The organism is Sphingobacterium sp. MAE, from assembly GCF_056711605.1.
Genome location: NZ_CM160044.1, coordinates 1798850 through 1823994, shown reverse-complemented (window position 1 = coordinate 1823994; position 25145 = coordinate 1798850). Strand labels below are relative to the sequence as shown.

The 25145-nt window shown below is 35.3% G+C and carries 27 protein-coding genes; 14 read left to right on the top strand and 13 right to left on the bottom strand.

Annotated elements, in window-relative coordinates:
• Positions 1–74: 74 nt before the first annotated feature.
• Positions 75–911 (top strand): alpha/beta hydrolase, encoded by an 837-nt coding sequence (locus AC06G9_RS07715; protein WP_480957821.1) that lies wholly within the window; start codon positions 75–77, stop codon positions 909–911.
• Between the two features lie 176 nt (positions 912–1087).
• On the opposite strand, the gene AC06G9_RS07710 is transcribed toward AC06G9_RS07715, so the two are convergent.
• Positions 1088–1594 (bottom strand): GNAT family N-acetyltransferase, encoded by a 507-nt coding sequence (locus AC06G9_RS07710; RefSeq protein ID WP_480957820.1) that lies wholly within the window; start codon positions 1592–1594, stop codon positions 1088–1090.
• A gap of 114 nt (positions 1595–1708) precedes the next feature.
• Here AC06G9_RS07710 and AC06G9_RS07705 point away from each other — a divergent pair, with 114 nt between their 5' ends.
• A complete protein-coding gene (locus tag AC06G9_RS07705; RefSeq protein WP_248754196.1) occupies positions 1709–1912 on the top strand; it encodes a DUF6965 family protein in 204 nt (67 codons plus the stop codon).
• A gap of 38 nt (positions 1913–1950) precedes the next feature.
• Here AC06G9_RS07705 and AC06G9_RS07700 read toward each other — a convergent pair whose 3' ends face one another.
• From AC06G9_RS07700 to AC06G9_RS07690, 3 genes are all read right to left on the bottom strand, one after another.
• Positions 1951–3018, bottom strand: coding sequence for an acyl-CoA dehydrogenase family protein (locus tag AC06G9_RS07700; protein WP_480957819.1), 1068 nt, complete (start codon positions 3016–3018; stop codon positions 1951–1953).
• Entirely contained in the window at positions 2999–3631 is a 633-nt protein-coding gene (pnuC, locus tag AC06G9_RS07695) for a nicotinamide riboside transporter PnuC (protein ID WP_480957818.1), read from the bottom strand. The genes AC06G9_RS07700 and pnuC overlap by 20 nt, the downstream gene beginning before the upstream one ends.
• Before the next feature lie 211 nt (positions 3632–3842).
• Positions 3843–5351, bottom strand: a complete 1509-nt coding sequence (locus AC06G9_RS07690; protein WP_293928672.1) for a malate:quinone oxidoreductase — start codon at positions 5349–5351, stop codon at positions 3843–3845.
• Positions 5352–5648: 297 nt separating this feature from the next.
• Here AC06G9_RS07690 and fabG point away from each other — a divergent pair, with 297 nt between their 5' ends.
• Positions 5649–6392 (top strand): 3-oxoacyl-[acyl-carrier-protein] reductase, encoded by a 744-nt coding sequence (gene fabG / locus AC06G9_RS07685; RefSeq protein ID WP_045752681.1) that lies wholly within the window; start codon positions 5649–5651, stop codon positions 6390–6392.
• 251 nt (positions 6393–6643) lie between these two features.
• Positions 6644–7621 carry a LuxE/PaaK family acyltransferase gene (locus AC06G9_RS07680; RefSeq protein WP_094773629.1) on the top strand — a complete coding sequence of 326 codons (978 nt, stop codon included), beginning with the start codon at positions 6644–6646 and terminating at the stop codon, positions 7619–7621.
• 178 nt (positions 7622–7799) lie between these two features.
• On the opposite strand, the gene ypfJ is transcribed toward AC06G9_RS07680, so the two are convergent.
• Complete coding sequence (gene ypfJ / locus AC06G9_RS07675; RefSeq protein ID WP_045752683.1) at positions 7800–8666, bottom strand: KPN_02809 family neutral zinc metallopeptidase; 867 nt, start codon at positions 8664–8666, stop codon at positions 7800–7802.
• Positions 8667–8859: 193 nt separating this feature from the next.
• Here ypfJ and AC06G9_RS07670 point away from each other — a divergent pair, with 193 nt between their 5' ends.
• A complete protein-coding gene (locus AC06G9_RS07670) occupies positions 8860–9441 on the top strand; it encodes a PhnA domain-containing protein (RefSeq protein ID WP_045752684.1) in 582 nt (193 codons plus the stop codon).
• A gap of 75 nt (positions 9442–9516) precedes the next feature.
• On the opposite strand, the gene AC06G9_RS07665 is transcribed toward AC06G9_RS07670, so the two are convergent.
• The 3 genes from AC06G9_RS07665 to AC06G9_RS07655 form a co-directional block, all read right to left on the bottom strand.
• A complete protein-coding gene (locus AC06G9_RS07665; RefSeq protein WP_480957817.1) occupies positions 9517–10440 on the bottom strand; it encodes a polysaccharide deacetylase family protein in 924 nt (307 codons plus the stop codon).
• A 165-nt stretch (positions 10441–10605) separates the two neighbouring features.
• Complete coding sequence (locus AC06G9_RS07660) at positions 10606–12255, bottom strand: protein-disulfide reductase DsbD family protein (RefSeq protein WP_480957816.1); 1650 nt, start codon at positions 12253–12255, stop codon at positions 10606–10608.
• A gap of 133 nt (positions 12256–12388) precedes the next feature.
• Positions 12389–13465: a PLP-dependent cysteine synthase family protein gene (locus AC06G9_RS07655; protein ID WP_045752687.1), complete on the bottom strand. Its 1077-nt coding sequence runs from the start codon at positions 13463–13465 to the stop codon at positions 12389–12391.
• Between the two features lie 190 nt (positions 13466–13655).
• Here AC06G9_RS07655 and AC06G9_RS07650 point away from each other — a divergent pair, with 190 nt between their 5' ends.
• Positions 13656–14114 carry an Lrp/AsnC family transcriptional regulator gene (locus tag AC06G9_RS07650; RefSeq protein WP_045752688.1) on the top strand — a complete coding sequence of 153 codons (459 nt, stop codon included), beginning with the start codon at positions 13656–13658 and terminating at the stop codon, positions 14112–14114.
• Between the two features lie 70 nt (positions 14115–14184).
• Here AC06G9_RS07650 and AC06G9_RS07645 read toward each other — a convergent pair whose 3' ends face one another.
• Entirely contained in the window at positions 14185–14730 is a 546-nt protein-coding gene (locus AC06G9_RS07645; RefSeq protein WP_045755257.1) for a hypothetical protein, read from the bottom strand.
• 324 nt (positions 14731–15054) lie between these two features.
• Here AC06G9_RS07645 and AC06G9_RS07640 point away from each other — a divergent pair, with 324 nt between their 5' ends.
• The gene (locus AC06G9_RS07640; protein WP_248754205.1) at positions 15055–15384 is read left to right on the top strand and encodes a YchJ family protein; all 330 of its coding nucleotides are present in this window, start codon (positions 15055–15057) and stop codon (positions 15382–15384) included.
• Between the two features lie 54 nt (positions 15385–15438).
• Here the strand turns inward: AC06G9_RS07640 and AC06G9_RS07635 are convergent, their stop codons facing one another.
• A complete protein-coding gene (locus AC06G9_RS07635; protein WP_045752690.1) occupies positions 15439–16884 on the bottom strand; it encodes a dicarboxylate/amino acid:cation symporter in 1446 nt (481 codons plus the stop codon).
• 175 nt (positions 16885–17059) lie between these two features.
• Positions 17060–17410 (bottom strand): 4Fe-4S binding protein, encoded by a 351-nt coding sequence (locus AC06G9_RS07630; RefSeq protein WP_045752691.1) that lies wholly within the window; start codon positions 17408–17410, stop codon positions 17060–17062.
• Between the two features lie 161 nt (positions 17411–17571).
• On the opposite strand from AC06G9_RS07630, the gene AC06G9_RS07625 reads away from it, so the two are divergent.
• The 6 genes from AC06G9_RS07625 to AC06G9_RS07600 all read left to right on the top strand — a co-directional run bounded on the left by AC06G9_RS07625 (position 17572) and on the right by AC06G9_RS07600 (position 22336).
• Complete coding sequence (locus tag AC06G9_RS07625; protein ID WP_480957815.1) at positions 17572–18585, top strand: acyl-CoA reductase; 1014 nt, start codon at positions 17572–17574, stop codon at positions 18583–18585.
• 59 nt (positions 18586–18644) lie between these two features.
• Positions 18645–18848: a hypothetical protein gene (locus tag AC06G9_RS07620; RefSeq protein WP_045752692.1), complete on the top strand. Its 204-nt coding sequence runs from the start codon at positions 18645–18647 to the stop codon at positions 18846–18848.
• Between the two features lie 4 nt (positions 18849–18852).
• The gene (locus AC06G9_RS07615; protein ID WP_045752693.1) at positions 18853–19533 is read left to right on the top strand and encodes a cell division ATP-binding protein FtsE; all 681 of its coding nucleotides are present in this window, start codon (positions 18853–18855) and stop codon (positions 19531–19533) included.
• A 158-nt stretch (positions 19534–19691) separates the two neighbouring features.
• Positions 19692–20228, top strand: a complete 537-nt coding sequence (locus tag AC06G9_RS07610) for a nucleotide exchange factor GrpE (protein WP_045752694.1) — start codon at positions 19692–19694, stop codon at positions 20226–20228.
• A gap of 10 nt (positions 20229–20238) precedes the next feature.
• Positions 20239–21396 (top strand): molecular chaperone DnaJ, encoded by a 1158-nt coding sequence (dnaJ, locus tag AC06G9_RS07605; protein ID WP_094773625.1) that lies wholly within the window; start codon positions 20239–20241, stop codon positions 21394–21396.
• Positions 21397–21700: 304 nt separating this feature from the next.
• A complete protein-coding gene (locus AC06G9_RS07600) occupies positions 21701–22336 on the top strand; it encodes an outer membrane beta-barrel protein (protein WP_045755293.1) in 636 nt (211 codons plus the stop codon).
• A 56-nt stretch (positions 22337–22392) separates the two neighbouring features.
• Here AC06G9_RS07600 and AC06G9_RS07595 read toward each other — a convergent pair whose 3' ends face one another.
• Complete coding sequence (locus AC06G9_RS07595; RefSeq protein WP_480957814.1) at positions 22393–23160, bottom strand: C40 family peptidase; 768 nt, start codon at positions 23158–23160, stop codon at positions 22393–22395.
• A 75-nt stretch (positions 23161–23235) separates the two neighbouring features.
• Between AC06G9_RS07595 and AC06G9_RS07590 the strand changes: the two genes are divergently transcribed.
• Positions 23236–23709, top strand: a complete 474-nt coding sequence (locus AC06G9_RS07590) for a universal stress protein (RefSeq protein WP_045752819.1) — start codon at positions 23236–23238, stop codon at positions 23707–23709.
• A gap of 265 nt (positions 23710–23974) precedes the next feature.
• On the opposite strand, the gene AC06G9_RS07585 is transcribed toward AC06G9_RS07590, so the two are convergent.
• Complete coding sequence (locus AC06G9_RS07585) at positions 23975–25144, bottom strand: RsmB/NOP family class I SAM-dependent RNA methyltransferase (RefSeq protein WP_480957813.1); 1170 nt, start codon at positions 25142–25144, stop codon at positions 23975–23977.
• Between the last annotated feature and the right edge of the window lies 1 nt (position 25145).

Here is a 25145-nt window from a genome sequence, read left to right as displayed (position 1 = left end):
TGATCGTTTTTACAGGATAAGCCTTATCTTTACTCAGATCATAGTACCCCAGTCCGCTGCACAAAAAATATCTAATGACAAAGTATCTATCAGTATTCATTGCAATTATTTTCTCGTCGTATAACGCGTATTCTCAAAAAGCAATTATCCTTGGACAAATAGATCATATACATTCTACAGTACTTGGAGAAAACAGAACAATCAATATATATTTACCAGAAAATTATAGTGCTACCGACACGATCAAATACCCCATTATTTATATATTAGATGGTGGTGTAGAAGAAGATTTTATTCATCTAGTTGGGATCGTTCGTTATTATACACAACCGTGGATTGCGCAATTTCCAAAATCAATTATTGTTGGGATCGAAAATACGAATAGAAAAAGAGATTTCACCTTTGCAGTTCCCAACCTCGACTTCCTGGAAAAAGAAGGTTTTAAGAAAGAAAATTTTTCTCAGTACGGAAAATCAGCAGCATACATTGCATTTCTGGAAAAAGAACTACAGCCCTACATGGAAAATAAATATCATGCAAATACAGATCGTACCATTATTGGAGAATCATTAGCAGGTCTGTTAGCATCTGAAATTCTAGTGAAGAAGCCCCATTTGTTTAGTAAGTATATCATTATAGCACCAAGCCTGTGGTGGGGAGAACAAAAGTTATTACATGAATCTAAAGATGCATTACATGCTCATGTCAACAATCCATTAAACGTCTATTTAGGATTTCCTAATAAAGATGAAGACGTCAAAATGTACAAGGAATCAATCAACTTTAATAAAATGTTGAAACAAACCAATAACATCAATGTATGTTTTGACTATTTACCACAAGAATTGCACGCAACAATTGTTCACCAAGCCGTATACAATGCATTTAAAAAATTATACCCAAAGAAATAAATACGTTATCTTTCCCTATGCGATCTACCCTATTGATTATTGACAGCTTATCTTCCAATAACATATATGAGTAGAAATTAGCACTGTAAATTAAAAAGAAAAATTTATAGAATCGGCCCTTTCACCGATCATAAGCATTGCTTACAGACAATAAATTATGAGTATAAAAAATGATATTATACCCTCATTTCAAAAAGTGTAAATGAGTTATTTCGATAATGCGCAGGCATATCAGTATTTCCTTGAAGCGCAATAGTAGCTACTATGTTAAAACCGCATTGCTCATAATAATAGTTCAGTCGTTCATTACCTGCGGTAGTATCCATTCTTATGAATTCTTTTTGTTTTTGTTTAGCTATTATTTTTACAAAATCAATGATCTTGACAACAAAATTTTGACCTCTAAAAAGTGGATTAGTAGCAATACGATGAATATAAATCGCCGGTTCTTTATTTTTTTCTTCCCAAATAATTGGATCAGAGTCAGCGAGTAGAAAAACACAAGCAACTTGTTTGTCTATCACAATTTTATACTGCTGTCCCCTTCTAATTTCCTCTAGTACAGTCCGCTCTTCAAATCCCAACCAATTCACTTTGCCTAAGGCATGCTGATAGGCAATCGCTTTATCGTACAATTCCATGTGGGCAACCAAATCTTCAATACAACTTTTTTCTATTCTCATGAGTCTTCAAATCTTGTTGTAAAACTTGCATCAGCTTATAAATATAGATGATTTGACATGAACAAAGAATAATCTTAAATTTTTTCTGTCACATTATAATTTTATCTTTGATCTATGACAATTGAGGAACTAAAAGAATATTTTGATTCTGCATCATTACCAGATGAAATACAGATAACAGTTGATATGCATATCTTCGATATGCCCAAGTTTCTACAAGCCAATATAGCTGCTTTAGAACGTTGGAATAAAGAATTAGAAAAATGTCCTTCGTATCATCGTCTGATAAATTTAAAAAAAGCACTTGAAAGTCAATAATTGCTAATATCGATGCGATATCATTTATCGCTTCGATATTATTCCTGCAATAAACTGTGCTGTGAAGCTGTAAAAATATTTCTAAATACGATGTTCATCTCCTTTTCTCGCTGTGCAGCTTCAATACCACAAAGTGGAAATAATTGCATCACATGATCTTTAATACTGGAAACCAAGCTCCGACTTTCAATGGCAATCCTGTTATAAATAATAGCATTGTCCATTTCTTTTTCTCGATTGCTCCAAGATTGCTCTGCCAATTGATATATAACATCTCTTCGTTTATTAAAATCATCTTGTATCTTATCCAATCGTTTAAAATAAAGCTTTCCTTTATCCTTTAACCATACTTCATCCTGAGATTTCACAATAAAATACCTTTCAACCAGATCAATAAAGCGCTTGTACATACCGATAAAATTAACTAGTAATGTTAATTCGGCAAGCGGAATAAAAGGATACTGGTACAAAAGCTGAGGCCACGTACTTTTCGATTCATTAATCACAAAACTACGTGAATCTTTCACAAAAAGATTTTCGACCGAGAAGCTATGGCTTGCAGTACATTCCAAGCCAAACGTATCCCAATCGTAATGAATCAATACATCATTACGATCGAAAAAGAAAGAATATATAAGCTGCTGATCATTTTCGTCCAATACCGGTATACCCTTTTCAGTGATGACACAATTTGCTGTAAAATGAGTCAGATGTGGGGCACCGGTAGCATATTTCCAATGACCTTTAATCCGATACCCACCTTGTTCGCGCTCAGCATATCCAGATGCACGACCACTTCCACCAAGGCACACTTGCGAATTCTGAAAGATCTCTTTGCCAATTTTTGGGTCGATAAATCCGACAAACAAATTAGCTCCCGAGCACAAAGTAATGGTCCAAGCTAAACCACCATCGTAATAAGCCAATTCCTCCAACAATTGCATTCCTTCTAACAAAGAAAATTCCAAACCGCCAAGACATTTAGGCACCCATATCTTAAACCATTTCTCAGAGATACTTAAATCCAGTTGTGCTGCAGTCATAGCTTTACAATTAATTGCATGCTGTTGCTGGTCTTTTATAAGATTAATTTGAGTTTGATTCATGATCATATATAAATTCACTTTTGAGGATTCTTTTCCAGTTAAAATAACCAAAGAAAGCCATGACAAATAAAAACAAAGTTAACGCCGCAAACAAGAACAGATCTTTATGGTACAGCAATGGTATTGCCATAAAATTGCTAATATTTAATAAAATCCAATTCTCGATCTTTCGCTTGGCCAGTAGCCACATTCCCGCCCATGCTGTACAGGAAACAAGCGCATCCCACAAAGCAACATCAGAGTCTGTAGCATGCAATAATCCGAAATAAAATACAATAAAACCAATGATACAAATCAATGATACTACGATCCAATCATTTTTTGATGATCGCGTGATGACATGATGATCTGTACGGTTTTGTTGCCAATACATCCAACCATAGATACTCATCAGTAGGTAGTACATATTTAAGGCTATTTCACCATATAATTTCGCGAAAAACAGAACGTAAATTGACATTAATATACCACAAATACCAAAAAGATAATTGATAGATTTATTAGATTTGGCGAACCAAACTTGTAAAACACCAAAGCCAACGGCTAACCATTCAGGCAAAGATGTCGCTTTGATCTGCTGTAAAAAATCGTATAAAATTTGATTTAACTGCATTTAAAATATGTGTAAGATAAAATAATACACACTTATGAAATAGCTATAAATGCAAGATTTTTGAAATTAAATATCCCTACGCCAGCATTATCTGGATCAGGTATATAACAAGAATTGCTCAGGGCATTGAGCAATTCTTGTTATTTGGGTATAATCTCAGCCTGTACCAGTACATTTACTGCAAGCACCCCATAAGTATGGTTAAAAGAAATTAATCTTTAAAATTCTCAAGCTTTAATGCAGTATGTGTGCGCTTTCTAGTCGCTACACAAAGCTCTGCATCATCATTTAATGATTGTCCGTGCGACGGGATCATTTCTCGCAATTTTTTGCGATATTCATCTGCTTTAGCACGTTCTGGAAAACATCTTTTCAGAAGTTTGATCATGATAGCTACAGAAGTAGAGGCACCTGGTGAGGCACCTAGCAACGCTGCAATAGAACCATCTGCAGAAGAGACAACCTCCGTTCCAAATTCTAGCACACCACCATGTTTAGCATCCTTTTTGATCACTTGTACACGCTGGCCAGCAACTTCTATTTTCCAATCCTCTAATTGCGCTGTTGGCATAAACTGTTTCAAAGCATCTAATTTATCTTTGGGACTTTTCATCACCTCAGATATTAAATATTTTGTGAGATCCATATTGTCACGTCCTACAGATAGCATCGGTTTAATATTTGATAACTTGATCGAAGCAGGTAAATCAAAATAAGAACCTTGTTTTAAAAATTTAGTAGAAAAACCAGCATATGGTCCAAACAACAAAGCCTGTTTACCATCTATATAACGTGTATCAAGGTGTGGCACAGACATAGGAGGAGCACCAATAGAGGCTTTACCATATACTTTCGCATGATGATCTTTGATGACATCTTCATTGACACAGCGTAACCACTGACCACCAACAGGAAATCCTCCATAACCTTTAGATTCAGGAATACCCGATTTCTCTAGCAATAGTAAAGAGTGTCCACCAGCACCTATAAAAACAAATTTAGCGTTGATTGATCTTTTTTCACCAGTTTTTAAATCCTTGACCTCCAATTCCCATGTACCATTGTCATTTCTATCAATGTCACGTACTTCTTGGGTAAGATGCAAGGTAATATTTTCTTTAGCATCCAAATGTTCAACTAAATCACGCGTCAACGCGCCAAAATTTACATCCGTGCCTAATATCATTTTCGTCGCAGCGATTTTATCATCGTCAGGACGACCTTTCATCATTAATGGAATCCATTCATTTAAAACCGCTTTATCCTCCGTATATTCCATACCCTTGAACAAGTTATTCTCGGATAAAGCATCAAATCTCTTATGAAGGAAATCAATATCTTTTTCTCCGAAAACAGCACTCATGTGCGGAACAGATCGAATAAAGTTTTCCGGTTTTTTGATAACTCCTTGATCAACCAAGTAAGTCCAAAATTGTTTAGATACTTCAAATTGTTCCGCAATACTGATTGCTTTATCAATTGAAACCGTACCATCCGCTTGTTGTGGGGTATAATTCAACTCACATAATGCAGAGTGACCAGTTCCTGCATTATTCCATGCATCTGAACTCTCTGCTGCAACAACATCCAAGCGCTCTAAAATCTCTATTTTAATATCTGGACTCAACTCATTAATAAGTGTGCCTAGAGTTGCGCTCATGATACCTGCGCCAATTAAAACGACGTCTACCTCTTTGGTATTTTTTGTTTTTTTACTCATGTCTTCGTGATTGATGCAAATTTAATATAGATTTTTATATTAACGCAATCCTTTTGTCAAAAAACTGTACTTTTTAAAACCACTTATTCAAAAATACCATACTATTATTAAGAATTCCCTAACCTGACTGTTTTAGCCATTTTTATTTAACATGCCCCATTCAAGTTGACAGTATTATTACAACTTAATTTTCGATTATTATTTTGCAAATTCAAAATTAAATTGATATTAAGGTTGCGATTGTAGGATAGTTTTAACATTTTTGCAAGCACCTTATATTACATATAATACATAAGAATGAAATTACTTGAAGGAAAAACTGCTCTAATCACTGGAGCCTCAAAAGGAATAGGAAGAAAAATTGCTGAAGTATTTGTACAACACGGTGCAAAAGTGGCATTCACATATTTATCATCTGTGGAAAAAGGTCAAGCTTTAGAGCAAGAACTTCAAGCTTTTGGAACTACTGTAAAAGGTTACCGCTCAGATGCATCAAAATTTGATGAAGCTGAAAAATTAATCAGTGACATTGTTGCCGATTTTGGTACTATTGATATTGTTGTCAACAATGCCGGTATTACAAAAGACGGGTTGTTAATGCGTATGACTGAAGAAAACTGGGATGATGTGATCAATGTAAATTTAAAATCTGTCTTCAATGTTACTAAAGCAGCATCCAAAATCATGATGAAAAACCGTAAAGGTTCTTTTATTAATATGAGCTCTGTAGTAGGAGTTCAAGGAAATGCAGGTCAAGCAAATTATGCAGCTTCCAAAGCTGGTATTATCGGCTTTTCAAAATCAGTTGCTAAAGAGTTAGGGTCACGCAACATCAGATCCAACGTGGTGGCACCAGGATTTATCCGTACCGAAATGACGGAAGTATTAGATCCTAAAGTAGTCGCAGGATGGGAAGCTGGTATACCACTGAAACGTGCTGGAGAAGCGGAAGATGTCGCAAATGTATGTTTGTTTCTTGCATCCGATCTATCTGCATACGTAACAGGACAAGTATTACCAGTAGATGGCGGTATGTTATAATCACATATATATCAAAACATAAAAAAGGTTCTTAGGCTTTCAAGCTAAGAACCTTTTTTATGCGCTAAATTTTTATTGAAAGCCTCATTGCCACTATCCAATACAGATATTAACAGCGTAGAAATTATTCATATTCCTACAAACATAAGTCAAAAGCAAAAAAAATGAACGGGTACATGGATTGGCCTGTCATGCATTTAGGATTGTAAATAAAACAAATTTATCTAAGTTTGTACTGAAATTTATAGCGTATGAACTGGGACCGGGTATTTACTATTCAAAATCAAACAGAATTTAATAAAATCTGCTTAGACACTTTTCATTTTCAAATGGAACATGTCCGTATTTACAAAAAATATGTGCAGTACCTCAATATAAAAATAAATACGATCGATCATTACACTAAAATCCCATTTCTGCCAATCGAGCTTTTTAAAACTCAGGAAATTATTGCCGACGATCTACAGCCTGAGATTATATTTACAAGTTCAGGCACCACAGGAATGACTACCAGTAAGCATCTTGTTGCTGATAAAAAAGTTTATGAGCAAAGTTTCAGAACTGCTTTTGAACAGTTTTATGGCAAAATGGAAAATATAGCCATTTTAGCTCTTCTACCCTCCTATTTAGAGCGCACTGGATCTTCATTAATCTATATGATTAATGATTTAATGCAGCATAGCCAACAGCCAGAAAGTAACTATTTTTTATATAATCACGAAGAATTATACCAAACACTCTTACAATTAAAAACAAAAGGGACGAAGACATTACTTTTCGGAGTAACATTTGCCTTACTAGATTTCATAGAAAAATACGAATTATCATTTCCAGAGCTGATCATTATGGAGACGGGAGGCATGAAAGGCAAACGTAAAGAAATGGTTCGAGAAGAAATTCATGATTTACTTTGTAAAAGCTTTCAGGTCTCTGGCATACATTCTGAATATGGAATGACAGAATTATTGTCTCAAGGATATTCCTATGGAAATGGCATATTCAAGCATCCAAATTGGATGAAGATTTTAATTCGAGAAACAAATGATCCACTAACACTTGCTACAAACAAAAAAACAGGAGCGATCAATGTTATTGATTTAGCAAATCGATATTCTTGCTCCTTCATCGCAACCCAAGACCTCGGAAAAATTTACGATGATGGGTCTTTTGAAGTATTAGGTCGATTTGATCAAAGCGACATCCGTGGATGTAATTTACTAGTGCAATAATAAAGAGCAATTTCAAATCAGCATATAGCATTTTCAACAATTGATTGATTTAGATCTACGATCTACAAAAAGTAATTTGAACATCAGATCATTATAATGCCGAGTATTAATAAAAAAAGCTTTTCTTACGAAATCAATAAAAAAGACCAGATTTAACATTCTGGTCTTTTTCATATCGTTATTTCAAACTTGGATCTTCGAAAGTATTTCCACTAGTCATATCACCAGAATCGTATCCTTTCTTAAACCAGGCACGTCGCTGTGCTGAAGTTCCATGTGTGAAAGAATCGGGCACAGCATAACCTTGAGCCTGAGTTTGTAATCGATCATCACCAACAGCTTCCGCAGCGGCCATACCGTCCAAGATATCATTGTAATCAATCTGTATATCAGATAGTTTATTAACATGGTGCGCCCATACTCCAGCATAAAAATCAGCCTGCAACTCGGTCATCACCGATAATTTATTATTTTCAACTTCACTCAATTTACCGCGCATATTATTGGTCTTAGGGAGTAAACCAACTAATTGTTGAATATGATGACCAACTTCATGTGCGATAACATAGGCTAGAGCAAACTCACCTTTAGCACCAAATTTTGTTTTCAATTCTTGATTGAAAGTTAAATCTAAATAGATCCTATGATCGCCCGGGCAATAAAATGGTCCATAAGATGCTTTTCCTACACCGCATCCATCAGTTTCCGTACCTCCATCATAAACCACCAAACTGGTTGCTTCATAATTTTTACCCAACTGCTCCTTAAAAAGTGTCGTCCAAACAGTCTCTGTACTCGCTAAAACAGTTCTTGAAAAATCAGTTAATTTTGCTTCCTCTTCACTAATTTCTCTTGGCTGTCCAGTTTGCTCTGTACCAGTCATATTTTGCGCCTGTTGTAATAATTGCGCTGGATCTCCCCCCATCAAAAATCCAATAATCAATACAATTATTCCACCTACGCCCCCTAAAGTCAGTTTTTGACCACCAGACATTCCCCTTCTATCCTCAAAGTTGTCGCTCTTTCTACCACCTTGCCATTTCATGTTTATTCAGTTTTAGTTTAATTTCAGTTAATATTAAATAAGATACAAATTATATCGTTTACTGCATTGCAAATTATATTCCAAATTATCAATCCTTTATTTTTTGAGTTGTTATATCTGCTGTTTTTAGATATAGAATTATAAATATTCACTATGTTTGCAACTTATCATTTGCAACTTATCCAAAAATTAGATGAATTTAGAAAATCAACTATTCGAAAGAGCGGGAAATAAATGTGAATTGAGTCAAGCAACTGAAGATTTAGTCTTATACACACTACCTCCCGATTTACAAGCCAATGCCGACAATACCATCGTTTTATGCCAAAAATGTGCCGATCAATTAAATAAGACGACACAATTAGATGCCGAATACTGGAAATTCTTACCCGATAACATGTGGTCAGAAGTACCTGCTGTACAAGTAGCTGCTTGGCGTATGTTGAATCGCTTAAAAAATGAAGGTTGGGCCTCAGAAGCGTTAGATATATTATATCTGGATGATGACACCCTAGAATGGGCGAAACAAACAGGAGATCACGAAAATGATGGCTATGTAGAATTTCACCTAGATAGTATCGGACAACAATTGTTTGATGGTGATTCAGTAGTACTCACCAAAACATTAGATGTAAAAGGATCTTCAATCCGTGCAACTTTAGGTACCGTTGTTAAAAATATCCGACTTGTTTTCGATAATACAGAACAAATTGAAGGAAAGATTGATGGTCAGACCATCGTGATTTTGACAAAATATTTAAGAAAGCAGAATTAAAATAAAAAAAGATCCCCGACATTTTGCTGTATCGGGGATCTTTTTTAAATAAAGGATTTTATTAAACAGCCTTTTTTATTTCTGTTTAGGATAGTCGCGCATATGCGCAAATTCATAATTTGGATGCAATTTCAAACTATCAATCAAATCACTTAACATTTTCTGTGCTTTTCTAGTTTGAAACATATCATCATGCATCAATAAAACAACATTATTCTTAGAAAACGACGTACCATTACGCAACCTATTATTAATCTGACGATAAATAAAACTTACAGACTCTACCGGCATACCCGATGGTTTACCCTTTTTCCATTCACAATCCCAGCCCATCGATCGGTAGCCATTTTGGTATAGCAAATCTGCAGTGCTCGATCCACTTTGCATATCAATACGTTTGCGATCAGCAAAATACCAGATATTACGACCAGGCAACCTGACAATTTTATGTTTTAGATTTAAATCCTTCTCATTTTTATCAAAATCTTCATAAGCAGACTCGGCATTACTATAAAAATAAGTAAACTTATTATTTGCATGGTTAAAACTATGGTTATAGCAATCCACTAATGGATTATTCATATAACGTTCATAATACTTATGCAAGCCTTTGCTCATTCGATCATGCTTTCCAATAAGAAATACATTTATTTTTATATTTTTTGCTGTTGCTATCGAATCAATAAATTGACTGCCATTCAAAGGACCATCGTCAAACGTCAGATAAATATAACGCGGCGATACAGAGTCCGTTAATAATTTAGCAGTATCCACTTCATGATGTAAAATACTCTTTTTCTCCTTAGTGGCAATTGAATCTTTTTTAATGTTTTCAACCACCGTATCCTTATCTATATCATCAATTGCTTTAGTACGATCAACAGTACTCACAGGAGCTGCACCTGTTTTTTTATTTCCATCTTCATTGCATGATTGCAATACAAAAGATGTCACTGATATTAACCCAAGGAACAACCCCAGATTTAATGCTTTCTTCATGTTATAATTCACCTTTAACCCTACACGTAAACCACTCAAACCAATATTTGAAACGTAGTGGTTTTAACGATGTAAAAGTAAGATTAAATTTATCAGTAATCCAATTTTATGAAATCTTTTTTCGTCAAGAATAAAAACATTTTTCATCAGATTAGTCATCCAAAGCTAATTTGATTTCACAAAAGCTGCTAGACCCTCATTCAAATAATTTAAATAAGTAATAGGATCATAATCAGCACCCTTAGGCTTGACCAAAACCTGACGATTCGACGAGTTCATTAAAACATAAAAAGGTTGTGAGTTAGATTCAAATTGGCTCGCTTGCAAATAACTCCATTTACTTCCTATCGTTTTTAATAATTTACCTGCACTCGTTTTTTGTTGATCTTCCACAGCTAATTCTGTACGATCGTCCACATAAAGTTGGATAATAATGACATTATTCGTCAAAAAAGAAAGAACTTGTGGATCTGTCCAGACATTAGCCTCCATTTTACGACAATTGACGCAAGCATGCCCAGTAAAGTCAAGCATCACCATTTTCTTTTGAGCTTTAGCATATTCCATCCCCTCTTCATAATCAAAGAACACATTTAATCCAAGCGGAGCATGAAATAGATCTGCATACTTGCGATTAGACACATCTGCTACCTGTCGAGTCGTACCTCCAGATGCTTGATTCAAGTCAAAATCCTGTGTACTCTGTGGCGGTAAGAATGCAGAAATGGATTTCAATGGTGCACCCCACAATCCAGGAATCATATAAACTGTAAATGATAAAACGATGATTGCGAAAAAAGTACGTAAAACAGATAAATAAGGCAAGTTGCTATCATGAGAAAATTTGATTTTCCCAAGTAAATAAAAGCCCATCAAACCAAATATAACAATCCACAATGACAAGAAAACTTCACGGTCGAACCAATTCCAGTGGTATGCCAAATCAACATTAGAAAGGAATTTAAGCGCAAAAGCTAATTCTAAGAATCCCAATACGACTTTCACACTATTCAACCAACCACCAGATTTTGGCATCGCCTTCATAGCACTTGGAAATAAGGCAAATAATGCGAATGGTATAGCCAAAGCTAGCGAAAAACCAAACATCCCTACAGCAGGACCTAAAAGTGCACCACTCGTAGCAGCCTGCACCAACAAAGTACCTATAATGGGTCCAGTACAAGAAAATGACACCAAAGCCAAGGTAGCAGCCATAAAAAATATACCTGCCCACCCTCCTTCATCAGATTTTGCATCCATTTTATTCACCCAAGAACTTGGAAGACTAATTTCAAACGCTCCTAAAAAAGAAGCTCCAAAAGCGATCAGCATCAAAAAGAAAAAGAAATTAAAAATACCATTCGTTGACAAAGCATTGAGCGCATCAGAACCAAAGATCATCGTCACTGCCAAGCCAAGAACCACATAAATTACAATAATAGAAATCCCATAAAATAAAGCCCGGATAAAAGACTTTGAGCGATTTTGACTGCCTTTGGTAAAAAAGCTGACCGTAAGCGGTAACATTGGAAATATACAAGGCATAAGTAATGCAGCAAATCCACCAATAAATCCTGCTAAAAATATACCAAAAAGAGAATCACCACCTTTAGTCCCCGAATTTGAGATTATGGCCTCACTCTTGCGAACAACCTGTGTCGTATCAGAGACTACAGTATCCGTCTGAGCTTCACTAACACTTCCATCCACAAATTCCAATTCATCCATTTTCAATAAAGTATCAGTTTCTTGAGCTTGGGCAAAAATAGGACAGAAGGCTATTAACAGCAATAATTTTACGATTAAACTTTTCATAAATAATTAAATAATAATGTCGAGCGACAAATTGCAATTGGTTAAACCTGACAACAATGGGAGTACTCCCATTGTATCAGATTCTACTTAACATAAATATACTGCCCAATATCCCATTAGGCTGAAACAAACACTATACAGGTTCAGTATTGAAAAGAGACTTTGTCAATCTACTAATCGGTTGAAATCCCGTAAAAGAAAGATCTGTAGAGATATACCCATCAATAACGGGTTGCTCTTTAACTAGATCAGTACTTAAATATTTTTTATTATCATCACAAAGTAAGGTCACCACAATGGCATCATTCCCTAGTTTTTGTTTCAGTTTAATGGCACCTATCACATTAGCTCCTGAAGAAATCCCTACTGCTAACCCCAATTCCTTCGCTAATTTTTGAGCCATAATAATAGAATCTCCGTCCGAAGCAGCAATCACCTCATCAAGCTCATCCAATTTTACAATAGCAGGAATAAATTCATCTGAAATCCCTTGAATACGATGCGAACCAACTTTGTGTCCAGTTGACAAGGTCGGACTCTCTGCAGGCTCAAGAGGATGAATCTTGACGTGAGGATTAAGACTACGAAGATGGCGTCCTACCCCCATTACCGTCCCACCTGTACCTACACCAGCTACAAATGCATCTGCAACAAGACCCTTTGAGGCAAGTTGAAGACCAATCTCTCGACCAGTAGTAAATTCATGCGCTTCGGCATTAAATTGATTTTCAAATTGCCTAGGCAAGAATACACCACCCTTTTTAGCTAATTCCTCACTCAACTGGATACTACCCAAAAAACCACCTTCTTCTTTACTTACCAATTGAATATCTGCACCCATACTTTTAATAATATCGATACGCTCTTTACTCAACCAATTGGGCATGATGATCTTTACCTGGTGTCCCAAAGCTTTACCAATAGCAGAAAAAGAAATACCTGTATTGCCACTGGTGGCTTCGATAATCACATCTTTAGGATCTATTTGGCAATTCATATATGCCTTATACATAATGTATAAAGCCATACGATCTTTAATACTACCAGTTAAATTATAGTTTTCACATTTCACATAAATCTTTCCAGCCTTACCTTTATATGTGTATTGCAATTCCAACATTGGTGTATTGCCCACTAAACACCATAAATGTTTAAATCTACTATCGAGTTCTGGAGATAAACACTTACTAAACATCAATTCGTTAACCATGATCAATTATTTTTTAATCATAAAGAGGTCATGCATACACACCCTCCATATTATCACCAAAATTGAGTTAAAACAAAATAATATTCAACACAAATGAATAACATCGATAAATTTTATTGAAAAATTGATATATTTAATAAAAAATACAAAACAGATGTTCATATTTCATCAATATCAATAAAAAATACATATGCACCTCGATGATACAGATATCAAATTATTAAGAATATTACAGCACGATGCAACCCTAAGTAATAAAGAACTCGCATTCCGTTTACACAAATCTATTGCTGCAATCTATGAACGTGTTAAAAAATTAAAACAGCAAGGCTATATCAAAAAGACTGTTGCAATTCTTGACCGGCAAAAAATTAATATGGGTTTGATTTCATTCTCTCAGGTATTCTTAAAAGCACATACCGCGGAAGTTTTGAATGAATTTGAAAAAGAAGTAGCAAAATTTCCAGAAGTCATGGAATGCTATCAAATGGCGGGGTCATATGATTTTATGCTTCGCATAGCCACTAAAGATATGCAAGCTTATCATGAATTCTTAAGATATAGACTCGCGGTTCTTCCACATGTCAATACGGTACAAACCTATTTCGTCTTATCTGAAACCAAAAGTGAAACCGCATATCCTATTTAGCTCATTGAATAACAAAAAAGAGGAAATTTTCATTTCCTCTCTTTCTAATAAACACATCAAAAATTAACCTTTATCTTCTTCCATGCCCTTCGCCCCTATCTGAGCGGCGATCGTGGTTTTTTTTATCATTTCTTTTTTCGGATTTTCGATGATCTTGCCGATCTCCTCTATGATCATTGCGGCGTTCCACACGATGATTATCATATCGGGCATTGTGACGTGGACGATCGTGGTCACCTCTATAATCCCTTATGCTAACTTGGTTTCTACGATTTGCATAATGTCCATAATCTCTTCTATAACGATCATGATGTCTCCAAGGATCTCGATCATTAACAACTACTTTATAAGTATTATAAAAATTAAAGTTACGATATCTCGCAGGTAAATTTCTGCTCGTGACCCATCTTCGGCCATGATAATGTGTATATCGTCGGTTGATCACATCGTAGTAGACATTAATTTCAGGAATGTAGTAATAACGAACATAATCATAACCTACCGGTCCCCATGAAGGTTGATTTCCAATGTTAATACTAACATTAACTTGTGCTGCAGCAGGCTTTACAAAAAACAAACCGCCAACTAATATCGTTAAGTAAACTAATTTTTTCATAGCTGCTCCTCCCATTATTTTAATATTTTTCAATTTATTTATAAGTAGGACTCAAGTACTGAAAAGAAGATTAACGACAAGATGTTAACATTTGTTAAAAATATAAAAACAGCCTCATCATCAATCAATTAAAATTAAATTTTACATGAATGTGTAAAGAATAATAAAAAATTCAGCATTTTATTTGGTTAAAAATTTATCCACATCAAAACGAATAGAAAGAATCATTTTTTATCTTTGTTAGACATTTAAATCCATCATCCATTGACAACACAAAATACCACGTGCTACTGCGGCAATCGGCAGCCATATGAAGATTGCTGCATGAGAATTCATCTTGATCAAAAGCAAGCACAAACTGCCGAACAGCTTATGCGTGCAAGATACAGCGCTTTTGCCGTTCAAGATATTAACTTTTTATACGAAAGCTTTTATGTTGCGACACGTGGTTTTCAAAATAAAAAAGAAATCCAAAAATGGGCAGAGGAATCGAAATGGTTGCAGCTCCAAATAGTACGAACAAATATAAATACAGTAGAGTTCGAAGCCCACTATTTAGACGCCCAACTAAATCTTCAAATTCATCACGAGATATCCCGTTTTAAACAAACTGAAGGAATATGGTATTATGTCGATGGTGACCTGTTATCATAACAAAGGGTCTTACAAGATGATGTAAGACCCTTTGTTATGATGATAAATATCCTATTAGCGCTCTAATTCAGGTTGTTCGTGATCATCACGATATGGTGCTTCTTCATCGAACTCTCCTTCCCATTTGGCTACTACCACTGTCGCTAAACAGTTACCAATTACATTTACCGAAGTTCTAGCCATATCCATCAGTTCATCTATTCCCAAAATAGCCGCAATCACAAATGTTGGTAAACCAAACTGATCAGCCGTCGCTATTAAAATAATAAGGGAAGCACGTGGTACAGCAGCAACTCCTTTGGACGTGATCATCAATGTAAAAGCAATCATTAATTGTTCTCCAAAACTCAAGTGTATTCCAGCCGCCTGCGCAACAAATATAGCCGCCAACGACAGGTACAATGAAGTACCATCTAAATTGAAACTATACCCTGTTGGTATAACAAAAGATACAATCTTGCGTGGCACACCAAATTTTTCCATGGCCGACATAGCCTTTGGCAAAGCAGCATCAGAACTTGTCGTTGCAAAAGCGATGGAGACAGGTTCTTTAATTGCATTGATAAACTTCAGTATTGGAATTTTTAAATATAATGCAACAGGCAACAAAACGAAACACATAAAACCAATTAATGCCAAATATAGCGTTGCTAAGAGCATAAATAGGTTTTTCAGAATATCCACACCAAGATGTCCAACTGTAAAAGCCATAGCTGCCCCCACCCCAATAGGTGCAAAATACATGATCAAATTCGTAAATTTAAACATGGTTTCAGACAAGCTTTCTGTAAAATCGACTAAAGGTTTTCTTTTCTTTTCGTCGACCATAGCTAAGCCAATTCCAAATAAAACAGAAAAGACTACGATTTGAAGCACCTGATTATCATACACTGCTTTAACGATATTCTCAGGGAAAAGATCTCTAAAAAAGGCGGTAAACTTGTATACAGGATGTACATGTTCGGGCAATGAAGCTAAAATATCGGCATCATTACTAATATGAGTCTTCGGCAATTCTTCATGTGGCATATGCGCGACATCAACACCCACACCTGCTTTTGTCAAATTGATGGCCCCAAGTCCAATAAAAATAGCACAAGTCGTTGCGCAGAAAAAATACAACATGGATTTCCATGCCATCCGACCGACTTGTTTCAAATCAGAGTGACCAGCTATACCATAGACTAAGGTCGCAAATAAAATTGGACCGACAATTGTCTTGACCAACTTGATAAAGCCTTTACTCAATGGTTGTAATGAAATAGCAATATTAGGAAAATCCAGACCCACGAAAATACCTAAGATCATACAAGTCAAAATCCAGGTCGTTAGATTTTTTCGAACCAAAGCATTCGCTATTAACACAGTGGCAACAATCCATCTTACTGCCATTAAAAATGATGGAGAAAAATTGACCCAACTAAATTCGTAACATATCGCAATAATTGCTGCAATTGTTACCGAAACAAGGGTAATTAGCCCCATTTTTGATTTATACATCGGCACACTATTATAAAGGTAAAGTACAAAAATAAAAAAATACTAGTCTTTCACAAATATAAATATGGCAGTATTACCATAACTTCAAACTAAATGCAAACATGTGGTCATAAAAAAAGGTAGAATATTTGAATATTCTACCTTTTTCGAAATAATATTTTAAAAGCAATACTTTTTATTCAGCATGTAGCCAAGCTTTCTTCGCTAATAACTCTTCTTGTGATTCTCGAACTTCTTCATCGTCGACACAACAGTCAACCGGACAAACTGCTGCACATTGTGGTTCATCATGAAAACCAACACACTCTGTACATTTGTCTGAAACAATGTAATATACTTCATCTGACACTGCAGCTTGAGAATCGTTAGCATCTAACGTAACTCCATCTCCAAAATCTATAACTCCATCTAATGCCGTTCCATCTGAGAATTTCCAACTCACTCCAGCGTCATATATTGCATTATTCGGGCACTCCGGTTCGCAAGCACCACAGTTAATACACTCGTCTGTAATTTTAATCGCCATTTATAACCTCAAAATTATGATAAAAAACTATTTTTGTACTGTCATTTATACAATCAGATCATTTTACACGTTTAAAATATAGTAATTTGGTTTGCTGATTGTGTATTGACAACACAAATATAAAACAAATTTGTGTATACATGTTTATTAATTTTCACATTTTGACAAAGAAACAACGATTAGAAGGTTTTGCAAAACTTGCAAACTTATTCCATACAGATAATACAGAACTACAAGAATTAATAACTGCTGCTCAGCATAAAAATGCCTGGTACACTGCAGAACATGTTACTAAGGCCTTTGATTCTTGGAAAGCTAATTTAGAAATTCAAAGACTTGAAAACTGGATGGCACCCTATCCTGATATTGAAAGTGATCAAATTGTAGGCCTTGTGCTAGCTGGAAATATACCATTAGTGGGTTTCCATGATATTTTGTGTGTATTAGCAGCAGGATTTAAAGCCAAAATAAAAGTTTCATCAGACGATGCACATTTGACCACCTATGTGATACAAAAATTGATTGAATTAGAGCCACGCTTCAAAGATAAAGTAGAATTAGTAGAGCGATTAACAAATTTTGATTTAGTCATTGCCACAGGTTCAGATAATTCTTCACGCTATTTCGAACATTATTTTGGAAAAAAACCAAATATTATAAGAAAAAACAGAAACAGTGTCGCTGTACTAACGGGCAACGAGTCTCCAGATCAACTAAAAGCACTCGGTCATGATATATTTGATTATTTTGGTCTAGGCTGCCGTTCCGTTTCTAAAGTATTTGTTCCTAAAGACTATGACATCAGTCACTTTTACGAAGGAATAGCATCATTTGAAAAAGTAAACACACATTTCAAATACAATAACAATTACGATTATAATAAATCCATTTACCTGATCAATGCAGACAAACATTATGATAATGGATTTTTATTATTAAAAAAAGATGATAAAATAGCATCACCACTAGCAGTCATTTATTTCGATGAGTATGAAAATGTTAATGATTTAACCCAATACTTAGATATTATAGCAGATCGATTACAATGTGTGACATCAGAGATGCCGTTAGCAATAAAAACACCTTCTTTTAAATTTGGAGCAAGTCAAAACCCGGCGTTGGATGATTATGCCGATGGAGTCAATACGCTCGATTTTTTATTTGCAAACCAATAAGCATAGCCTTATATTCGTAGAAGAGTATTTGAAATAAAAAGTACTAACTTTGTAAGTAGATGTATATAATCAAAGTAAAAGGAGTCGCCAAAATCCCGGATTATGTTCAATTAAGAGATGATTCATTCACTCTTTTAGCATATTTCAGGGTAGATCGACCTGACAAATCATTAGACAAAATCGGTCTTGGAGATAAGTCAGAGTATATTATGCAAATGGTAAAGGACTTGCCATTTGGACAAATAAAAAAATTAGAATTATAGTTCAATGTCTGGAAATACAGTAATCACATTAAAAAACGTCGATATCTATCAACAAAAACATTTGGTATTATCAAATGTAAATTTGAATATTAATAAAGGCGAATTCCTTTACCTCATTGGTCAATCAGGGAGTGGGAAAAGTAGCTTACTTAAAATTATTTATGGCGATCTATATATTGGAAATGGTGAAGGATTAATTGCAGGATTTGATCTTAAAAAACTGCATGAAAATGATGTCCCTTATCTAAGACGTAAATTAGGAATCGTTTTTCAAGACTTTCATTTGTTATCAGATCGTTCGGTAGAGAAAAATTTAGAATTCGCCCTGAGAGCAACAGGCTGGAAAGATAAAACACAAATTGAGCACCGTATGCTTGATGTGTTAGAAAAAGTAGGTCTTCGCTCAAAATTAAAGAAAATGCCGCATGAGCTTTCAGGAGGTGAGCAGCAACGTATCGTTATCGCCCGTGCATTACTCAACAATCCAGAAATTATTTTGGCCGATGAACCAACAGGTAATCTAGACCCTGCCACTTCAGAAGAAATTGTTTTGCTTTTACGTGATATTGCTTCATCAGGAACGGCTATTTTAATGGCAACTCACGATTACCAAATCATTCGTAATATGCCAGCCCGTATCATAAAAACAGCCGATGGAGTACTGGTAGATCAAGTAGAAATATAGCCTGTCAAAACTGACAGAAAACCTTATCGTCCGACATTTTGTTAGTCCAATTCTTGGGTTACTGACAAGCTGTCGGATTTTTCTATTTTGGCAACAACTTTGACTGTATTTAGATTTTAAAGAAAGAACATTAGTTTCCAACATAGAATTTAGAAGAAATGAGCGAACAAGAGAATAATAACGAGACGATTCAAGATCCTATTGAGGATAATACGACAGAAAATCAAGAAGAAACAATTGAACTTTCTGTTGAGGAGAAATTAAATGCTGAATTAGCAGAATCAAAAGATAAATATATTCGTTTATCAGCTGAATTTGACAACTACAGAAAACGTACAAGTAAAGAACGGGTTGAATTGATTCAATCTGCTGGAAAAGATGTCATCACAAAATTATTATCAACAGTAGATGACTTTGACAGAGCCTTAAAAGCAATGGAGACAGCTACAGACGTTGAATCAATAAAAACAGGTATAGATATCGTCAATAATAAATTCAGACAAACTTTGGAGCAACAGGGCTTAAAAGAAATGGATGTATTAGGTAAAGAATTCGATGCAGACCTACAAGAAGCAATTACAGCAATTCCAGCTCCTACCCCAGATTTAAAAAATAAAGTTATTGATGTTATTGAAAAAGGTTACTATTTAAATGATAAAGTAATCCGTCATGCAAAGGTAATTATAGGTCAATAAGATAAAAAAGATGTCAAAAAGAGATTATTACGATATATTAGGTGTAGCTCGTGGTGCAGATGAAAAAGAAATTAAATCTGCCTATCGTAAACTAGCCGTGAAATATCACCCGGATAAAAACCCTGGTGATCATGAAGCTGAAGAAAAATTTAAAGAGGCTGCTGAAGCATATGATGTCTTAAGCAATCCTCAGAAAAAACAACGCTATGACCAATTTGGTCATGCTGGTAACTCTGCTTCAGGTGGCGGTTATGGTGGTGGCATGAATATGGACGACATATTTAGCCAATTTGGAGATATATTTGGTGGAGGTGGTCATCCTTTCGAAAGTTTCTTCGGTGGCGGTGGCGGAAGCGCTAGAGGTGGTCGCCGTGTGGCAAGAGGTACAAATCTTCGCATCAAAGTAAAGTTAACACTGGAAGAAATTGCCAAAGGCGTAGAAAAAAAAGTAAAAGTAAATAAACAGGTAAACTGTCATACTTGCGACGGCAGTGGGGCAAAAGACAAATCATCTTTTCATACTTGTAATACTTGTGGCGGTTCAGGATCAGTGAGACGTGTCACCAATACCATTTTAGGTCAAATGCAGACAACTAGCACTTGTCCTACTTGTAACGGAGAAGGTGTAGAGATTACTGCTAAATGTACAACATGTAGAGGCGAAGGATTAGAAAGAGGTGAGGAAACTATCGCCATAAACATTCCTGCTGGTGTAAGTGAAGGAATGCAATTGTCGATGAGTGGTAAAGGTAATGCTGCACCTCGGGGTGGAATTGCAGGAGATCTAATCATTCTAGTTGAAGAAATTCCACATGAAGCATTGAAAAGAGATGGTCTGAATGTTATTTATGATCTTTACATCAATTTTGTAGATGCTACATTAGGAACAAGTGTTGAAGTTCCCACTATCGATGGCAAAGCAAAAATTAAAATTGATCCAGGAACACAAGCAGGCAAAATCCTAAGACTTAAAGGAAAAGGTATTCCTGAAGTCAATTCTTATCATAAAGGTGATCAACTTATTTATGTAAATATTTGGACTCCAAAAGCAGTTTCTTCGGATGAGAAAGAAATCTTAGAAAAATTGAAAGAATCTCCAAATTTCAAGCCTCAACCGGGCAAATCTGAAAAATCTTTCTTTGAGCGGATCAAAGAATATTTCGATTAAATAGTAAATCGTATACCCTATACTTAAGACCATATGTCAGCACTGACATATGGTCTTTTTTTATGTCAGCATACAAACTGACATTATTTCACAAAAAGTTAAATCAGTATCAAAGTGAAAATTTTATAATATTTATTTTTTCATAATGTCAATTTTTAAAACTCTGATAGTGTTTAAATTACGATTCACATAATTTCTTAATACATTTTCATGACATTTTTAAATGCGATTGGTATTCATATTGATATTATGAATCAAATAGTCAAAAGGTTTGGCTATGCTTAAAAAACAAACTTTTAAAAAAATGAAAAAATTATTACTTACACTAACAGCAGTTGCTGGTTTAACTTTTGCATCTCAAGCTCAAGAATTTGGTTTCAAAAAAACTGATTTTATTGTAGAAGGTAATTTATCAGCAAATACAACGAATAACAAAGAAACAGAGAAAAAAACAAGTACATTCAATTTCAATCCATCTGTTGGTTATTTTGTATCAGATAAAGTTGCAGTTGGTTTAGATTTCAATATTGGTAATTCAAAAAACACAGATTATTCAGCAACTGCGGATACTTATGTTAAAAATAACAATTTTGGAATTGGAGCTTATGGTCGTTACTACTTCTTAGATTTAAGCCCACGTTTCAAAACGTATGCACAATTGTCAGCTGGTTACAACCAATTCGGTGGTGAAATCAACAATGGTACAACGACAACAGATATCGCTAAAACAAAAGGATTTGGTGCTGGAGCTGGATTAGGTGTTAACTACTTTGTAACAGAAAACATCGCAATCAACTTTGGTTTAACAAACTTATTGTCATTCAACAGCAAAAAAGTTGATGTTGACGGCGCAAAATCTTCAAATGAATTCAATGCAAACATCAACAGTTTCAACAACTTCTTTGATACTGCTAAATTTGGTTTGACTTTCAAATTCTAATCGTATTCATTATACAATAATTAAGGGTCGGTGTAGCTACACCGACCCTTAATTATTTATATATAACGTTTGACAATTCGTAGTCTATGGGTATATCTATTTAATTCCTGATTAAATATACCTTCCTGATCCATCCTGTCAATACGTACACGGGCAGAGGCATGAATGATCGTTTCAGAATCCAGCATGATACCGACATGATTGATCCGACCTTCCTCATTATCAAAAAATGCCAAATCACCAACCTTAATCTCAGACAAAAAGTCAACCGTTTCCCCCAATTCAACCTGCTGATATGCATCACGAGGCAAAGACACTCCAAATGACTGATAGATCAACTGTGAAAAACCAGAACAATCGATCCCAAATTTAGAACGGCCGCCCCACAGGTAAGGCACATCCCAATAGCTCTTCGCTAGCAGTGCGACCTGATCCTGAAAATCTACTGCGCCATATCGCAATTCCTGACCAACAAAATCTTGTATATTTTCCGCATCAAAATAAGCAAAAGATGCTCTCACATGAGTTCCATGTAAAAGCTGAATAGCATAATCACGATGAGTAAGAAAGCCTCCCTCAAATCCGACACGCATGATTGCTAAAGATTGATAGTGCTGATAACCTTGATCATCTACCGTCAAAAACTGACCATTTTGTATCCAACCGTTATAACCATCAGCTGTAGTACTGATTTTGGTCCAATCTTTTGATTTTGTTATGATTTCAAAAGTCTCACCAAATAATAGTTGTGAAACCATTTCGCTTCGATGTGCAGCTTCTGCACGAAGAGGAACGATTGTCAAATTACATATTCCAAATTCCATATTTATAAAAACAAAAATGCGTATATTCAGGTTATTAATATATATAATACGAAAATAAACTTTAATATCACAACCATGGATACCAATGTCGTAAAAATAACTAGAATATTAGTCGCTGTGGACGATGAACCCTGTTCACACAAGGCCATTGCATATGCTAAAGAGATGGTAAAGAAATTTGAAACTTCAGTTGCATTAGTGACCGTCACCTCTCCCACTTCACCAGCAAGCTATGGAGCTGATCCGCTATTAGGACAACAGCCTATTATTATACCTGAGGTATCAGAAATAGAACAGCAAAATGCACAAAAATACCTCGAAGAACTAGGACAAGAATTTGTAGGTGCCAGTGAGGTTTTCCTATTCAATAGAATTGGATCTGTAAAAGAAGAAATACTGGCCACTTCACATGAATGGTCAGCAGATCTGATCGTCATGGGATCTAATGGCCGGACTGGTTTTGACCATTTTATATCTGGTTCCGTTTCAGAGGCAGTCATTAGAAAAGCAACATGTCCGGTATTAGTCGTTCCTGGCAAATGCGAATAAGATGATACCTATACCAGTGGGCGATCATCAATAAACAGCATCAGTCTACTGGTATAACCTATTATCTCAGCTATTATAAAAATAGTAACTCACTCATTTTAATCCTCAAATTTAGAAGTTTCAAAACGCTTTCGATTGAAGTACAATGTTGTGGAGATAGGCAAAAGCAGCACTAGCTATCCATTTATTACCTATCAAAATGTCTCAAAAAACAAAAGCCATTTGATAGATACAAATGGCTCCTTAAATAATATAGTTTAGTAAATTACATCTTGATTAACCGAGCAACAAACATACTATCCGCCTTTTCATAATAGCCCTTTAAGACTTGATATGATTCAAGCGCGTATTCTAATTCTTTTTGAATATATGCAATAACCTCTTCATTCTCCTTTCCAAAAACAGAACAGGTGATATATATAAGTGGTTTGCCTACTTTAAGGTGCTGAGATACATTCCTTGCAATTTCCTTTTGTAATGAAGCAAATTCATTAATTTTCCTTGCATTAAAATAAGTGATATTCTCAGGACTACGTCCCCAGGTACCAGAACCCGTACAAGGAGCGTCCAAAATAATTCCATCAAAAAGCTCTGCACCCAAAATCGGAGTAGTATCTTTTGTTAGATCCACTATTTTCTTTCGATAATCTCGTATTCCCGCACGTTCAAAACGCTCATCCAAGTTCCGCAAGATACTCATACGAACATCTGAAACAAGTAAGTTAGTCTTTGGATGCGCATCAAGAAACAACAGAGCCTTACCACCCGAGGCAGCACAAGCATCCCACCAGTTTTCTTTTGGAGAAGCATCCATAAAGTTCAGAGTACGCTGTGATGATAAATCTTGTACTTCAATTACACCATCGAGATCTTTAAAGCGCTGCAATGATGTACCATTTGACAATGCAATAATCTGGTCCGAAATAAATTGATAACTTATCCCCTCTGATTCAAAAACAGCTTTTACAAACTTTTCTTTACCACGTTTCACCCGAATAAATAAATCAGGTTGGATAAATTGATTCTGAATAAAATCATCTTGATCTATGGCATTAGATAGCTCATCTTTAAAAGGAAAAACATCAGCAACTTGTAATAATTGAAGCTCTTTTAAAAATGTCAATTTATCATTTAGAGATAGCGCTATATTCCAATCCGGTTCAAATAAAGCAACAAATGGACTTTCCGTCTCACAAAGATATTCTGCTATTATCAGTCTCTTGTGCTGAGAAAGCTGCTTCGCACCTTTCCCTAATCGAAAATAGTTGTAACACAATCGGGAAGTCCACTTACGGTCCTTTGATCCCATTTGTTTATTAATTTTGAAAAATGAAGTAAGATAACGTGCAAACGGTTCATTCCCCTCATAACCATCCAGTGCTCTTTCAAAATTACGAATTTGCTGCTGAACTCTCTTTTCACTAAAATCACTCATC